The 13,934-nt window shown below is 69.4% G+C and carries 14 protein-coding genes; 13 read left to right on the top strand and 1 reads right to left on the bottom strand.

Annotation, left to right across the window (positions count from 1 at the left end; genetic code table 11):
• Positions 1 to 65 precede the first annotated feature (65 nt).
• The 6 genes from ACZ562_RS10215 (at position 66) to ACZ562_RS10190 (ending at position 6,643) form a co-directional block, all read left to right on the top strand.
• Positions 66 to 530, top strand: coding sequence for a DUF948 domain-containing protein (locus tag ACZ562_RS10215; protein WP_471175917.1), 465 nt, complete (start codon positions 66 to 68; stop codon positions 528 to 530).
• 7 nt (positions 531 to 537) lie between these two features.
• Entirely contained in the window at positions 538 to 894 is a 357-nt protein-coding gene (locus ACZ562_RS10210) for a hypothetical protein (RefSeq protein ID WP_471175915.1), read from the top strand.
• Positions 894 to 3,566, top strand: a complete 2,673-nt coding sequence (gene alaS / locus ACZ562_RS10205; protein ID WP_471175912.1) for an alanine--tRNA ligase — start codon at positions 894 to 896, stop codon at positions 3,564 to 3,566. Before ACZ562_RS10210 ends, alaS begins: the two co-directional genes overlap by 1 nt.
• 10 nt (positions 3,567 to 3,576) lie before the next feature.
• Positions 3,577 to 4,041 carry a Holliday junction resolvase RuvX gene (gene ruvX / locus ACZ562_RS10200; protein WP_471175909.1) on the top strand — a complete coding sequence of 155 codons (465 nt, stop codon included), beginning with the start codon at positions 3,577 to 3,579 and terminating at the stop codon, positions 4,039 to 4,041.
• Between the two features lie 123 nt (positions 4,042 to 4,164).
• Positions 4,165 to 5,820 carry an endolytic transglycosylase MltG gene (gene mltG, locus ACZ562_RS10195; protein ID WP_471175906.1) on the top strand — a complete coding sequence of 552 codons (1,656 nt, stop codon included), beginning with the start codon at positions 4,165 to 4,167 and terminating at the stop codon, positions 5,818 to 5,820.
• Complete coding sequence (locus ACZ562_RS10190) at positions 5,795 to 6,643, top strand: shikimate dehydrogenase (RefSeq protein WP_471175903.1); 849 nt, start codon at positions 5,795 to 5,797, stop codon at positions 6,641 to 6,643. The genes mltG and ACZ562_RS10190 overlap by 26 nt, the downstream gene beginning before the upstream one ends.
• Positions 6,644 to 6,702: 59 nt before the next feature.
• Here the strand turns inward: ACZ562_RS10190 and ACZ562_RS10185 are convergent, their stop codons facing one another.
• Entirely contained in the window at positions 6,703 to 7,143 is a 441-nt protein-coding gene (locus ACZ562_RS10185) for a hypothetical protein (RefSeq protein ID WP_471175900.1), read from the bottom strand.
• Between the two features lie 319 nt (positions 7,144 to 7,462).
• Between ACZ562_RS10185 and aroC the strand changes: the two genes are divergently transcribed.
• The 7 genes from aroC (at position 7,463) to nusB (ending at position 13,655) form a co-directional block, all read left to right on the top strand.
• Complete coding sequence (gene aroC, locus ACZ562_RS10180) at positions 7,463 to 8,647, top strand: chorismate synthase (protein WP_471175898.1); 1,185 nt, start codon at positions 7,463 to 7,465, stop codon at positions 8,645 to 8,647.
• A 32-nt stretch (positions 8,648 to 8,679) separates the two neighbouring features.
• A complete protein-coding gene (locus ACZ562_RS10175; RefSeq protein WP_471176867.1) occupies positions 8,680 to 9,162 on the top strand; it encodes a shikimate kinase in 483 nt (160 codons plus the stop codon).
• Positions 9,159 to 10,250 carry a 3-dehydroquinate synthase gene (gene aroB, locus ACZ562_RS10170; protein WP_471175896.1) on the top strand — a complete coding sequence of 364 codons (1,092 nt, stop codon included), beginning with the start codon at positions 9,159 to 9,161 and terminating at the stop codon, positions 10,248 to 10,250. Before ACZ562_RS10175 ends, aroB begins: the two co-directional genes overlap by 4 nt.
• Positions 10,251 to 10,459: 209 nt before the next feature.
• Positions 10,460 to 11,341 carry a Pro-rich N-terminal domain-containing protein gene (locus ACZ562_RS10165; RefSeq protein WP_471175893.1) on the top strand — a complete coding sequence of 294 codons (882 nt, stop codon included), beginning with the start codon at positions 10,460 to 10,462 and terminating at the stop codon, positions 11,339 to 11,341.
• Positions 11,342 to 11,499: 158 nt separating this feature from the next.
• Positions 11,500 to 12,606, top strand: a complete 1,107-nt coding sequence (locus ACZ562_RS10160) for an aminopeptidase P family protein (RefSeq protein ID WP_471175890.1) — start codon at positions 11,500 to 11,502, stop codon at positions 12,604 to 12,606.
• Between the two features lie 51 nt (positions 12,607 to 12,657).
• Entirely contained in the window at positions 12,658 to 13,224 is a 567-nt protein-coding gene (efp, locus tag ACZ562_RS10155) for an elongation factor P (RefSeq protein WP_018549008.1), read from the top strand.
• Positions 13,225 to 13,226: 2 nt separating this feature from the next.
• Positions 13,227 to 13,655 (top strand): transcription antitermination factor NusB, encoded by a 429-nt coding sequence (nusB, locus tag ACZ562_RS10150; RefSeq protein ID WP_471175885.1) that lies wholly within the window; start codon positions 13,227 to 13,229, stop codon positions 13,653 to 13,655.
• Positions 13,656 to 13,934 lie beyond the last annotated feature (279 nt).

The following is a 13,934-nucleotide window of genomic DNA, read 5'->3' as shown; positions in this document are numbered from 1 at the left end:
GCACCCCCGGCGCGATAGGCTCGTGCCACGACTTTTTCGATGTTGAAGGACGTTTCAGGGAGCGGGTGCACACAGTGTCCGGTGGAGAGGTGGCCGGGATCCTGGTGGCCGTGTTCTGGGCGATCCTGGTCTCCTTCCTCGCCGTCGCCCTGGCGAGGCTGGCCCAGACGCTCAAGGCGACCACCAAGCTCGTCGCGGACGTGACCGACCAGGCCGTCCCGCTGCTGGCCGACGCCTCGGCGGCGGTCCGCTCCGCACAGACCCAGATCGACCGGGTCGACGCCATCGCGTCGGACGTCCAGGAAGTCACGTCGAACGCATCCGCGCTCTCCACCACCGTCGCGTCCACCTTCGGCGGCCCCCTGGTCAAGGTCGCCGCCTTCGGCTACGGCGTGCGCCGTGCCCTCGGCGGCCGCCGGGAGGACGCGCCCGCCAAGGCACCCCGGCGTACCGTGATCGTGGGCCGCACCGTCCCTGCCCAGCGGCGGGAGAAGCGGAACAACCGGGGAAACCCGGGAAAGAGGGACTGACCGAGCGATGTTCCGCCGTACGTTCTGGTTCACCACGGGCGTCGCCGCCGGTGTGTGGGCCACCACCAAGGTCAACCGGAAGCTGAAGCAGCTCACCCCCGAGAACCTCGCCGCGCAGGCGGCGAACAAGGCGATCGAGGCGGGCCACCGGATCAAGGACAGCGCGGTGGGCTTCGCCCTCGACGTCCGGGCGGGCATGGCACAGCGGGAGGCCGAACTCGGCGACGCGCTGGGGATCAGCGCACCCGTCGACCCCGAACTCCCCGCACCCCGGCGGCACGCCGCCATCGAGGACCGCAACAACCCGAAGTCCGTCGGCAGCGACAGGACGACGTACTCGTACAACCGGAATGAGGACCACTGATGGAGTCGGCTGAGATTCGCCGCCGCTGGTTGAGCTTCTTCGAGGAGCGCGGTCACACCGTCGTCCCTTCGGCGTCGCTCATCGCGGACGACCCGACTCTGCTGCTCGTTCCGGCCGGCATGGTGCCGTTCAAGCCCTACTTCCTCGGCGAGGTCAAGCCGCCGTTCTCGCGCGCCACGAGCGTGCAGAAGTGCGTGCGCACGCCCGACATCGAAGAGGTCGGCAAGACCACGCGGCACGGCACGTTCTTCCAGATGTGCGGCAACTTCTCCTTCGGCGACTACTTCAAGGAAGGCGCCATCAAGTACGCCTGGGAGCTGCTCACCACGCCCCAGGACAAGGGTGGTTACGGCCTGGAGCCGGAGAAGCTCTGGATCACCGTCTATCTGGAGGACGACGAGGCCGAGCGCATCTGGCGCGACGTCGTCGGCGTGCCTGCCGAGCGCATCCAGCGCCTGGGCAAGAAGGACAACTACTGGTCCATGGGGGTCCCGGGCCCCTGCGGCCCGTGCTCCGAGATCAACTACGACCGCGGCCCCGAGTTCGGCGCCGAGGGCGGCCCCGCCGTCAACGACGAGCGGTACGTGGAGATCTGGAACCTCGTCTTCATGCAGTACGAGCGCGGCGAGGGCACCGGCAAGGAGGACTTCGAGATCCTCGGCGAGCTGCCGAGCAAGAACATCGACACCGGCCTCGGCATGGAGCGGCTCGCCATGATTCTGCAGGGTGTGCAGAACATGTACGAGATCGACACCTCCATGGCCGTCATCAAGAAGGCCACGGAGCTGACCGGCGTCGAGTACGGCGACGCCCACGACTCGGACGTGTCCCTGCGCGTGGTCACCGACCACATGCGTACCTCGGTGATGCTCATCGGCGACGGCGTGACCCCCGGCAACGAGGGCCGCGGCTACGTCCTGCGCCGCATCATGCGCCGCGCCATCCGCAACATGCGCCTGCTCGGCGCCACCGGGCCGGTCGTCAAGGACCTGATCGACACGGTCATCGAGATGATGGGCCAGCAGTACCCCGAGCTCGTCACCGACCGCGAGCGCATCGAGAAGGTCGCCCTCGCCGAGGAGAACGCCTTCCTCAAGACGCTGAGGGCCGGCACCAACATCCTCGACACCGCCGTCACCGAGACCAAGTCGGCCGGTGGCACGGTCCTCGCCGGTGACAAGGCCTTCCTGCTCCACGACACCTGGGGCTTCCCGATCGACCTCACCCTCGAGATGGCCGCCGAGCAGGGCCTCTCCGTGGACGAGGACGGCTTCCGCCGTCTGATGAAGGAGCAGCGGGAGCGGGCCAAGGCCGACGCCCGGGCCAAGAAGACCGGCCACGCCGGCGCCGGCGCCTACCGCGAGATCGCCGACTCCGCCGGCGAGACGGAGTTCATCGGCTACGCGGACACCGAAGGCGAGTCGACGATCGTCGGCATCCTCGTCGACGGTCTCTCGTCCCCGGCCGCCACCGAGGGCGACGAGGTAGAGATCGTCCTCGACCGCACCCCGTTCTACGCCGAGGGCGGCGGCCAGATCGGTGACACCGGCCGCATCAGGGCCGACTCCGGTGCCGTCATCGAGATCCGCGACACCCAGAAGCCGGTCCCCGGCGTCTACGTCCACAAGGGAGTCGTCCAGGTCGGTGAGGTGACGCTCGGCGCCAAGGCCCACGCCTCGATCGACGGCCGCCGCCGCACGGCCATCGCCCGCGCCCACTCGGCCACGCACCTCACCCACCAGGCGCTGCGCGACGCCCTCGGCCCCACGGCCGCCCAGGCCGGTTCCGAGAACCAGCCCGGCCGCTTCCGTTTCGACTTCGGTTCGCCGTCCGCCGTTCCGACGGCCGTGATGACCGACGTCGAGCAGAAGATCAACGAGGTCCTCGCCCGGGACCTCGACGTGCGCGCCGACATCATGGGCATCGACGAGGCCAAGAAGCAGGGCGCCATCGCCGAGTTCGGCGAGAAGTACGGCGAGCGTGTCCGTGTGGTCACCATCGGCGACTTCTCCAAGGAGCTGTGCGGCGGCACGCACGTGCACAACACCGCCCAGCTGGGCCTGGTGAAGCTGCTCGGTGAGTCGTCCATCGGTTCCGGTGTGCGCCGCATCGAGGCCCTCGTCGGCGTGGACGCCTACAACTTCCTGGCCCGTGAGCACACGGTCGTCGCCCAGCTCCAGGAGCTGATCAAGGGGCGTCCGGAGGAGCTCCCGGAGAAGGTCTCCGCCATGCTCGGCAAGCTGAAGGACGCCGAGAAGGAGATCGAGAAGTTCCGCGCCGAGAAGGTGCTGCAGGCCGCCGCCGGTCTCGCCGAGTCCGCCAAGGACGTACGCGGTGTCGCCGTGGTCACCGGCCGGGTCCCGGACGGCACGACCCCCGACGACCTGCGCAAGCTGGTCCTCGACGTGCGCGGCCGTATTCAGGGCGGACGGGCCGCCGTGGTCGCCGTGTTCACGGTCAGCAACGGCAAGCCGCTGACGGTCATCGCCACCAACGAGGCCGCCCGCGAGCGCGGCCTCAAGGCCGGCGACCTGGTCCGCACGGCCGCCAAGACCCTCGGCGGCGGCGGTGGCGGCAAGCCGGACGTCGCCCAGGGCGGCGGCCAGAACCCGGCCGCGGTCGGCGAGGCCGTCGAGGCCGTCGAGCGGCTCGTGGCCGAGACGGCGAAGTAGGGCAGCGGCGATGCGCAGAGGACGCCGGCTCGCGATCGACGTCGGGGACGCCCGCATCGGGGTCGCCTCGTGCGACCCCGACGGGATCCTCGCCACCCCGGTGGAGACGGTGCCGGGCCGGGACGTTCCGGCCGCGCACCGTCGGCTCAGGCAGATCGTCGAGGAGTACGAGCCGATCGAGGTCGTCGTGGGTCTCCCTCGTTCCCTCAAGGGGGGCGAGGGCCCGGCCGCGGTAAAGGTTCGCGGCTTCGCGCAGGAGCTCGCGAAGGGCATCGCGCCCGTCCCGGTCAGGCTCGTGGACGAGCGGATGACCACGGTGACGGCCGGTCAGGGACTGCGTGCCTCGGGCGTGAAGTCCAAGAAAGGCAGGTCGGTCATCGACCAGGCAGCCGCTGTGATCATCCTGCAGCAGGCGCTCGAATCCGAACGGGTGTCAGGCAAAGCACCCGGCGAGGGCGTCGAGATGGTCATCTGATCGCGATACGGTAACGTTCCGCGCGATGCGGCGGTGTTCGAACAGCCGCCGCACAACGTAGAAGCGGAACGGGAGCCGGGCTTACAAGCCGCGCAACCGCCGCCTCGCGGCTCTAGGGGATCGATGACTGAGTATGGCCGGGGCCAAGGCTCCGAACCGTGGCATCCGGAGGACCCGTTGTACGGGGACGGCGGATGGGACGGCCAGCAGGCCCACATGGGTCAGCCGTCCGCCTACGACGGCCAGCAGCAGCACTATCCGGAGCAGCAGCAGCAGTACGGCGGCTGGGCCGACGGCGACCAGCAGGCCGCATACGGTCACCCGCAGCAGCAGTACCCGAACCAGTACGGTCAGCAGCAGCACTTCTACGCAGGTCAGGGGCAGCAGTCGTACGACAACGGCGGCTGGGCCACGGGCACGCACACGCAGATCCAGTACACCGACCCGTACGGGCAGCAGTCCGCCGCCTACGAGGGACAGCAGCCCGACCACTACGGCACCCCGGACGCGTACCCGCCGCCGGAGCCGCCCGGTCGCAGGCGCGCCGAACCGGAGCCGGAGACCGACTGGGATCCCGGGCCCGACCAGGGCGAACACGCCTTCTTCGCCGGTGGTGACGACAAGGACGACGACTCCGACCACCCGCGCGGCAACCGCGCCAACCGCAAGGGCCGCGGTGGCAGGAAGCCGAAGAAACGACGCAGCGGATGCGCCTGTCTGGTGCTCACGGTGATCCTCGCCGGCGGTGTCGCCGGGGTCGGATACTTCGCCTACCAGTTCTACCAGGAACGTTTCTCCGAGGCGCCCGACTACGCCGGGGACGGTACGAGCGAGACCGTGACCGTAGTCATCCCCAAGGGAGCACTGGGGTCGGTCATCGGCCAGAAGCTCAAGGAGGCGGGAGTGGTCAAGAGCGTCGACGCTTTCGTGGCTGCTCAGCAGAGCAATCCCAAGGGGAACAGTATCCAGGCTGGCGCCTATCTGATGAAGAAACAGATGTCTGCCGCGAGTGCCGTCGAATTGATGCTCGACCCCAAGAGCCAGAACAATGTGCTGGTCACTCCCGGGCAGCGCAATATTCAGGTCTACCAGGCCATCGACGAGAAGCTCGATCTGTCGTCCGGCAGCACCAGGAAAATTGCCGAGAAGGAATTCAAGAGTCTCGGACTTCCGTCGTGGGCGAACGACGACAGGGAGATCAAGGACCCGCTGGAGGGCTTCCTTTTCCCCGGCACCTATGCGGCCGCCAAGGGCATGAAGCCTGAGAAGGTCCTCAAGGGAATGGTGACCCGGGCCGCCAAGCAGTACGCCGAGTACGAGCTGTCGGCGAAGGCCAAGGCCCTCAATCTAGACAGCCCGCTGCAGGTCGTCACGGTCGCCAGCCTCGTCCAGGCCGAAGGCAAGACGGACGACGACTTCCGGAAGATGGCCGAGGTGGTCTACAACCGCCTCAAGCCCACGAACACTCAGACCAACCAGCTGCTCCAGTTCGACTCGACCTTCAACTACCTGAAGAACGAGAGTAACATCCACATCGGCGAGTCCGAGATCAACAGCAACACGGACCCGTACAACACCTACACGCAGAAGGGTCTGCCGCCAGGACCGATCGGCAATCCCGGTGACACGGCACTGAAGGCGGCACTGGATCCGACCGACGACGGCTGGCTCTACTTCGTGGCGACTGACGGTGTGAACAAGACAGAATTCGCCAAGACATACGTCGAATTCAAGAGGCTCAGGGAAAAGTTCAATGACAGCACGGGCACGGGCAACTGAAGCCCGCCGGGCGGCCGTGCTCGGTTCGCCCATCGCGCACTCCCTCTCGCCGGTGCTGCACCGCGCCGCCTACGAGGAACTGAGGCTCACGGACTGGTCGTACGACCGGTTCGACATCGATGAGGCGGCTCTGCCCGGGTTCTTCGCGCAGCTGGGGCCCGAGTGGGCGGGGCTGTCGCTGACCATGCCGCTCAAACGGGCCGTCATCCCCCTGCTCGACGAGATCACCGGGACGGCGGCCTCGGTCGAGGCGGTGAACACGGTCGTGTTCACCGAGGACGGCCGCCGCGTGGGCGACAACACCGACATCCCCGGCATGGTCGCCGCGCTGCGCGAGCGCGGCATCGAGCAGGTCGACACCGCGGCGATCCTCGGCGCCGGCGCCACCGCCTCCTCCGCACTGGCCGCGCTGGCCCGGATCTGCACCGGGGAGGTCGTCGCCTATGTGCGCAGCGAGGCCCGCGCCGCCGAGATGCGGCAGTGGGGCGAGCGGCTCGACGTGGAGGTCCGTACGGCGGACTGGGTGGACGCGGCCGAGGCGCTGCGCTTCCCGCTTGTCGTCGCCACCACCCCGGCCGGTGCGACCGACGCGCTCGGCTCCGCCGTGCCCGAGCGGCCCGCCACCCTCTTCGACGTGCTGTACGACCCGTGGCCGACCGAGCTCGCGGCCCGCTGGTCGGCGTACGGCGGGGCCGTGGTCGGCGGCCTCGACCTGCTGGTGCACCAGGCGGTGCTGCAAGTAGAAATGATGACTGGGCATTCGGTTTCTGTGGAGCTGATCCGCGAGGTCGGTGAGCGATCCCTCGCGTCTCAGAAAGCCTGAGTGGCGCTCATTGCGATAGCGGTGAGCGCCACTGAGTTTCGGAGCTTACCCCTTGAGGTTCAGATCTGGGGCGACCCGGTCAGGTTCCAGAATTTTTCCCCTTCACCGTCCAAATCGATGTTGTAAAGGACGGTTCCGTCCCCGGTCCAACCGCTTCCGCTGCCAGTGGCCGAAGTCGTACCACACTCGAAACCGCTTTCGCTGTCACTGTTGATGGCGCTGAGGAAATTACAGTCGTTGTAAGTGATCGCGTTGTCATTTTTTTCGAGCCTTGTTTCTATGCGAAACGCGTCGAATTTACGAATACCGCCAGCGTCAAACCACTCCCCGCTCACGCTTGCGTCGTACCGCGATCCGGTTCGCCACACGCATACATTTATATACACGTCGACATCCTCCCCGGGTGTACTGAACTCGCGGTGCTGAGTGCCGGAACACCGCATCTCGTCGATGGCGTGTGCGGGGCTGGTGAATACCATCATCGCCGCTATGGCTGTCATGAGAGAAAGGAAAAGCCTGCTAATTGAACGCACGAACTACCTCCTGTATTATCGTGTTCGAGTACGTTAGTAGTGAACGATCAGTAAAGTCAACCGAACGAATAGGTTGCACGATTGACGTTTTCCTTCTGGATGTCCCGTTTGAGGTTTTCGAGATAGAGTTGTGGTCCGCTTGCTGGGACGGCGGTCGGCTATGGGGGTGCGACGTGGGAGGATCAGGGATGGCGGGCCGGGGCCGCGCACCCGGCCACGCCGTCGCCGGTACGCGAGGACGCGCGTACGCAGGGCAGTACCAGGGCGCGAGCACTGAGGAGCACCGTTGAGCAGGTTGCGCTGGCTGACCGCGGGGGAGTCCCACGGTCCCGCACTCGTGGCGACGCTGGAGGGCCTTCCCGCCGGCGTGCCGATCACCACGGAGATGGTGGCGGACCACCTGGCGAGGCGGCGGCTGGGCTATGGGCGCGGTGCGCGGATGAAGTTCGAGCGGGACGAGGTCACCTTCCTCGGCGGCGTCCGGCACGGCCTCACCATCGGCTCGCCGGTCGCGGTCATGGTGGGCAACACCGAGTGGCCCAAGTGGGAGCAGGTCATGGCGGCCGACCCCATCGCCCCGGAGATCCTGGCGGGCCTCGCGCGCAACGCCCCGCTGACCCGGCCGCGGCCCGGCCACGCGGACCTGGCGGGCATGCAGAAGTACGGGTTCGACGAGGCCCGGCCGATTCTGGAGCGCGCGTCGGCACGTGAGACGGCGGCCCGGGTGGCGCTCGGCGCGGTGGCCCGCTCGTACCTGAAGGAGACGGCCGGCATCGAGATCGTCTCCCATGTCGTCGAACTGGCTGCCGCCAAGGCGCCCTACGGCATCTACCCGACGCCGGCCGACGTCGAGAAGCTGGACGCGGACCCGGTGCGCTGCCTGGACGCGGACGCGTCGAAGGCGATGGTCGCGGAGATCGACCAGGCCCACAAGGACGGTGACACGCTCGGCGGTGTGGTCGAGGTGCTGGCGTACGGCGTGCCCGTGGGCCTGGGCTCGCACGTCCACTGGGACCGCAAGCTGGACGCCCGGCTGGCGGGCGCGCTGATGGGCATCCAGGCGATCAAGGGCGTCGAGCTCGGCGACGGCTTCGACCTGGCGCGGGTGCCGGGCTCGAAGGCGCACGACGAGATCGTCGCCACCGACGAGGGCATCAAGCGGACGTCGGGCCGCTCCGGCGGCACCGAGGGCGGACTGTCCACCGGTGAACTGCTGCGGGTGCGCGCCGCGATGAAGCCGATCGCCACCGTGCCGCGGGCCCTGAAGACGGTGGACGTGTCCACCGGCGAGCAGGCGGCGGCGCACCACCAGCGCTCCGATGTGTGCGCGGTCCCGGCGGCCGGCATCGTCGCCGAGGCGATGGTCGCGCTCGTCCTCGCGGACGCGGTCGCGGAGAAGTTCGGCGGGGACTCGGTGAACGAGACCCGCCGCAACGTCCGGTCGTACCTCGACAATCTGGCCATCCGGTGAACGCAGCGCCTGTGGTCGTCCTGGTCGGCCCGATGGGGGTCGGCAAGTCGACCGTCGGCGGGCTGGTCGCCGAGCGCCTGGGGGCCGGCTACCGGGACACCGACGACGACATCGTCGCCGAGCAGGGCCGCTCCATCGCCGAGATCTTCGTGGACGAGGGCGAGGCGGCCTTCCGGACGATCGAGAAGCGGGCCGTGCGCCGGGCGCTGGCGGAGCACGACGGCGTGCTGGCGCTGGGCGGCGGCGCGATCCTGGACGCGGACACGCGCGCGCTGCTCGACGGGCAGCATGTCGTCTACCTCTCGATGGACGTCGAGGAGGCCGTCAAGCGCACCGGCCTGAACGCCGCCCGTCCGCTGCTCGCGGTCAACCCGCGCAAGCAGTGGCGCGAACTGATGGAGGCGCGGCGCCACTTGTACACGGAGGTCGCGAGCGCCGTCGTGCCCACGGACGGCCGCACCCCCGAAGAGGTCGCCCAAGCAGTTCTGGACGCACTGGAGTTGAAAGAAGCATGAGCGAGGCAGTCACCCGCATCCAGGTCGGCGGCACGGCGGGCAGTGAGCCCTACGAGGTCCTGGTGGGCCGTCAGCTCCTCGGTGAACTCGCCGGGTTGATCGGCGACAAGGCCAAGCGGGTCGCCGTCGTCCACCCCGAGGCACTCGCCGAGACCGGTGAGGCGCTGCGCGCCGATCTCGCCGGGCAGGGCTACGAGGCGGTCGCCATCCAGGTGCCGAACGCCGAGGAGGCCAAGACCGCCGAGGTCGCCGCCTACTGCTGGAAGGCACTCGGCCAGTCCGGATTCACCCGCAGTGACGTCATCGTCGGTGTCGGCGGCGGCGCGACCACCGACCTCGCCGGCTTCGTGGCCGCGACCTGGCTGCGCGGCGTGCGCTGGATCGCCGTCCCGACCACGGTCCTCGCCATGGTGGACGCTGCCGTCGGCGGCAAGACCGGCATCAACACCGCCGAAGGCAAGAACCTGGTGGGAGCCTTCCACCCACCGGCCGGCGTGCTGTGCGACCTGGCCGCGCTGGACTCCCTCCCGGTCAACGACTACGTCTCCGGACTCGCCGAGATCATCAAGGCCGGTTTCATCGCCGACCCGGCGATCCTGGAGCTCATCGAGTCCGACCCCGAGGCCGCCCGCACCCCCGCGGGTCCGCACACCGCCGAGCTCATCGAGCGTTCCATCCGGGTCAAGGCCGAGGTCGTCTCGTCCGACCTGAAGGAGGCGGGCCTGCGGGAGATCCTCAACTACGGCCACACCCTCGGCCACGCCATCGAGAAGAACGAGCGTTACAAGTGGCGCCACGGCGCGGCGGTCTCGGTCGGCATGCACTTCGCCGCCGAACTGGGCCGTCTCGCAGGCCGGTTGGACGACGCCACGGCCGACCGCCACCGCACGATCCTGGAGTCGGTGGGGCTGCCGCTGCACTACCGCCACGACCAGTGGCCCAAGCTGCTGGAGAACATGAAGGTCGACAAGAAGTCCCGCGGCGACCTGCTCCGCTTCGTGGTCCTGGACGGGCTGGCCAAGCCCACCGTCCTGGAGGGACCCGACCCCGCCGTACTGCTCGCCGCGTACGGCGAAGTGGGCGAGTAGTCCGCCGGACAGCCTTCCGTCCGACCTCGCTCACGGGCACGGGCACTTCGGGTCGCCCCCGGCCGTTACACCAAACGGCGGCCGGGGACGGTACCGTTCGACAGGCAGCGGGGTTCGCCCCGCTGCCACGCCGATGGCCTGCGGCGATTGAGCCGACGGGGCGCCCCGGAGGCGAAAGAGCCAAAAGACACGAGACGGAGTGGCACCGGATGCAGGACGCAGTGGGCTCTCCGCTGCCGCCGCCCCACCAGCCGGGGCACGGACCGGCCGCCGGCTGGTCGCCGGCCGCACACCACCCGGGTCCGCATCCCCCGGGTGCGCACCGGGCTTCCGCCCCCGTGCCACCGCCGCCGGCACACGGCTTCACCCAGGCGCCCGGCGGCCCGGTCCCGCCCGCCCCGCAACACGCCCCGGCCCCGCCCGGGCCGCGCACGCAGACCCCGCCGGCTCCCGACACCACGGGCCATGTGCCGCTGCCGCCCGGCGGACCCGTCGCCATGCCCAGTGCCCCGCCCGCCGCGCCCGATCCGGCCGGCACGACCCTCGCGGTGCTGCTCATCGGCCCCGCGGGCGCGGGGAAGACGAGCGTCGCCAAGTACTGGGCGGACCACCGCCGGGTCCCCACCGCCCACATAAGCCTCGACGACGTACGCGAATGGGTCCGCTCGGGCTTCGCCGACCCGCAGTCCGGGTGGAACGACAACTCCGAGGCGCAGTACCGCCTCGCCCGCCGCACCTGCGGCTTCGCCGCGCGCAACTTCCTCGCCAACGGCATCTCGTGCATCCTCGACGACGCGGTCTTCCCCGACCGCCCGGTCGTCGGCCTGGGCGGCTGGAAACGCCACGTGGGCCCCGGCCTGCTGCCGGTCGTCCTCCTGCCGGGCCTGGAGATCGTCCTGGAGCGCAACGCCGAACGCTCCGGCAACCGCCGCCTCACCGACGAGGAGGTCGCCCGCATCCACGGCCGCATGGCCGGCTGGTACGGCTCGGGCCTCCCGATCATCGACAACTCCCAGCTCGACGTCCCCCGGACGGCCCAGGTCCTGGACGACGTCCTGGCACGCTCGATAGCCAGCCCGCCGAACTGGTAGCACGGGGACCGCGCCGACCTGAAGGGGCGCGGGGAACGGCGTGACAAGCCCCCACCGCCCGCAGCCGGCACGCCCCCCGTACCCCGTCCTCCGATGGGCGCCCCTCAGTCGGCCTCGCTCAAAACGCGCCAACCCCGCGGAGCTCCTACGCTCATCTCATGTCAGAGGTGTACACGACCCGCCGAACCCGGCTGAGGGAACGCTGCAACGCAAGCGGTAGCGCCGCCGCGCTGGTGACCCGCCCCGCCAATGTGCGCTATCTCGCGGGAGCGGCCCCGCACGGCGCCGTCCTGCTGCTCGGCAAACGCGAGGACCTGCTGGTGTGCACCAGCCCGCCCGACGACCGCCCGAGCCAGGGGCGCCTCGACGAGACGCTGCGCGCCCATGTGCTGCCCTCACCCGGCGGTGACCCCGCCGTCGCCGCCGCCGATCTCGCCGAAGACCAACGCGCCGATTCCCTCGCCGTCGAGGAGCACCACCTCACGGTGGCCCGGCACCGCGCCATCCGCTCGGTGGTGCCCCGGCTGCGCCTGGCCGACCTGGGCGGCGCGGCCGAGCAGCTCAGGGTCGTCAAGGACGAAGAGGAGATCTCCTGCCTGCGCATCGGCGCCGAGATCGCCGATCAGGCGCTGGGGGAGCTGCTCGAGTCCATCCTCGTCGGCCGTACCGAGCGGCACCTCGCCCTCGAACTGGAGCGGCGGCTCGTGGACCACGGCGCCGACGGCCCCGCGTTCGCCACCTCCGTCGCCACCGGCCCGAACGCCGGAAGACGCGGCCACCGCCCCACCGACCGGCGCGTCGAGGAAGGTGACTTCCTCTCCGTCTGCCTCGGCGCGACCTACCGCGGCTACCGCTGCGAGATCGGCCGTACCTTCGTCATCGGTACGTCGCCGGCGGACTGGCAGATCGAGCTGTACGACCTCGTCTTCGCCGCCCAGCGCGCAGGACGGGAGTCACTGGCCCCCGGTGCCGCCTACCGCGACGTGGACCGCGCCGCACGTCAGGTGCTGGATTCGGCGGGCCACACCGAGGGCCTCCCGGCCCTGACGGGGCACGGCGTCGGACTCGAAATCGACGAGGACCCGCAACTGGCCCCTTCGGCCATGGGTAAACTGGACGCTTGCGTGCCGGTCACCGTCGAACCGGGGGTCCACATCCCGGGCCGGGGCGGTGTCCGGATCGATGACACGCTCGTCGTCCGCCCCGAGGCGGACGGCGGACCAGAGCTACTCACCATCACGACCAAGGAGCTGCTCGCCCTGTAGGCAGGTGCGGGCGCCGGGGTCGTCCACGTCAGTCCAGGAGATTCCGCAACCGTGGCTTCCACGAACGACCTCAAGAACGGCATGGTGCTCAAGCTCGATGGCGGCCAGCTGTGGTCCGTCGTCGAGTTCCAGCACGTCAAGCCCGGTAAGGGCCCGGCCTTCGTGCGCACCAAGCTCAAGAACGTGCTCTCCGGCAAGGTCGTCGACAAGACGTTCAACGCCGGCGTCAAGGTCGAGACGGCCACTGTCGACAAGCGCGACATGCAGTTCTCGTACATGGACGGCGAGTACTTCGTCTTCATGGACATGGAGACGTACGACCAGCTGATGGTCGACCGCAAGGCCGTCGGCGACGCCGCCAACTTCCTCATCGAGGGCTTCACGGCCACCGTCGCGCAGCACGAGGGCGAGGTGCTCTTCGTCGAGCTGCCGGCCGCCGTCGAGCTGGTCGTCCAGGAGACCGAGCCGGGCGTCCAGGGCGACCGCTCCACGGGCGGCACCAAGCCCGCCACCCTGGAGACCGGCCACCAGATCCAGGTCCCGCTCTTCATCACCACCGGTGAGAAGATCAAGGTCGACACCCGCACGAGCGACTACCTCGGCCGGGTGAACAGCTAACCGTGGCTGCCCGCAACACGGCCCGCAAGCGTGCCTTCCAGATCCTCTTCGAGGGCGACCAGCGCGGCGCCGATGTCCTGACGGTCCTCGCGGACTGGATCCGGCTCTCCCGGACCGACACCCGGCAGCCGCCGGTGAGCGAGTACACGATGCAGCTGGTCGAGGGCTACGCGCAGCACGCGACGCGCATCGACGAGCTGATCGCGCAGTACTCGGTCGGCTGGACGCTCGACCGGATGCCGGTCGTCGACCGCAACATCCTGCGTCTGGGCGCCTACGAGCTGATCTGGGTGGACGAGACCCCGGACGCCGTCGTGCTCGACGAGATGGTGCAGCTGGCGAAGGAGTTCTCCACGGACGAGTCACCCTCGTTCGTGAACGGGCTGCTCGGCCGCCTCAAGGACCTGAAGCCCTCGCTGCGCCGCGAATAGCTCCGCCGGAGAGCGGGGACTGCGGGCCGTGCGGCCCGCGGGCCGTCTGTGGCTCATTTCCTCGCGCCCCTGGGGGGCCGCGAACTCGCCGGAGGGCCCACAGCGACACGCTGTGGGCCCTGAGGCATTCCTGGACCCGGGAGACCCTGGAGCCCCGCAGAAAGCCGCCGGGGTGGCCGGAACCGTGAAGTTCCTACCCCCCAACGGAACCGTTCCCTTTTGCCGTTTCCGACCCTCCCCTTTGGGGAGGGCAAGCGCGCATTCGTCTCTTCCCCCCCC

The organism is Streptomyces sp. NPDC040410, assembly GCF_055595715.1.
Note: the sequence above shows the minus strand (reverse complement) of the source record. Positions and strands in the feature narration are given on the sequence as shown.

What these genes read in the sequence shown, in the direction of transcription:
- ACZ562_RS10210 (WP_471175915.1), top strand. Translation starts at nt 538, where the DNA reads ATGTTCCGCCGTACGTTCTGGTTCACCACGGGCGTCGCCGCCGGTGTG.
- alaS (WP_471175912.1), top strand. Translation starts at nt 894, where the DNA reads ATGGAGTCGGCTGAGATTCGCCGCCGCTGGTTGAGCTTCTTCGAGGAG.
- ruvX (WP_471175909.1), top strand. Translation starts at nt 3,577, where the DNA reads ATGCGCAGAGGACGCCGGCTCGCGATCGACGTCGGGGACGCCCGCATC.
- mltG (WP_471175906.1), top strand. Translation starts at nt 4,165, where the DNA reads ATGACTGAGTATGGCCGGGGCCAAGGCTCCGAACCGTGGCATCCGGAG.
- ACZ562_RS10190 (WP_471175903.1), top strand. Translation starts at nt 5,795, where the DNA reads ATGACAGCACGGGCACGGGCAACTGAAGCCCGCCGGGCGGCCGTGCTC.
- ACZ562_RS10185 (WP_471175900.1), bottom strand. Translation starts at nt 7,143, where the DNA reads ATGACAGCCATAGCGGCGATGATGGTATTCACCAGCCCCGCACACGCC.
- ACZ562_RS10175 (WP_471176867.1), top strand. Translation starts at nt 8,680, where the DNA reads ATGGGGGTCGGCAAGTCGACCGTCGGCGGGCTGGTCGCCGAGCGCCTG.
- aroB (WP_471175896.1), top strand. Translation starts at nt 9,159, where the DNA reads ATGAGCGAGGCAGTCACCCGCATCCAGGTCGGCGGCACGGCGGGCAGT.
- ACZ562_RS10165 (WP_471175893.1), top strand. Translation starts at nt 10,460, where the DNA reads ATGCAGGACGCAGTGGGCTCTCCGCTGCCGCCGCCCCACCAGCCGGGG.
- ACZ562_RS10160 (WP_471175890.1), top strand. Translation starts at nt 11,500, where the DNA reads ATGTCAGAGGTGTACACGACCCGCCGAACCCGGCTGAGGGAACGCTGC.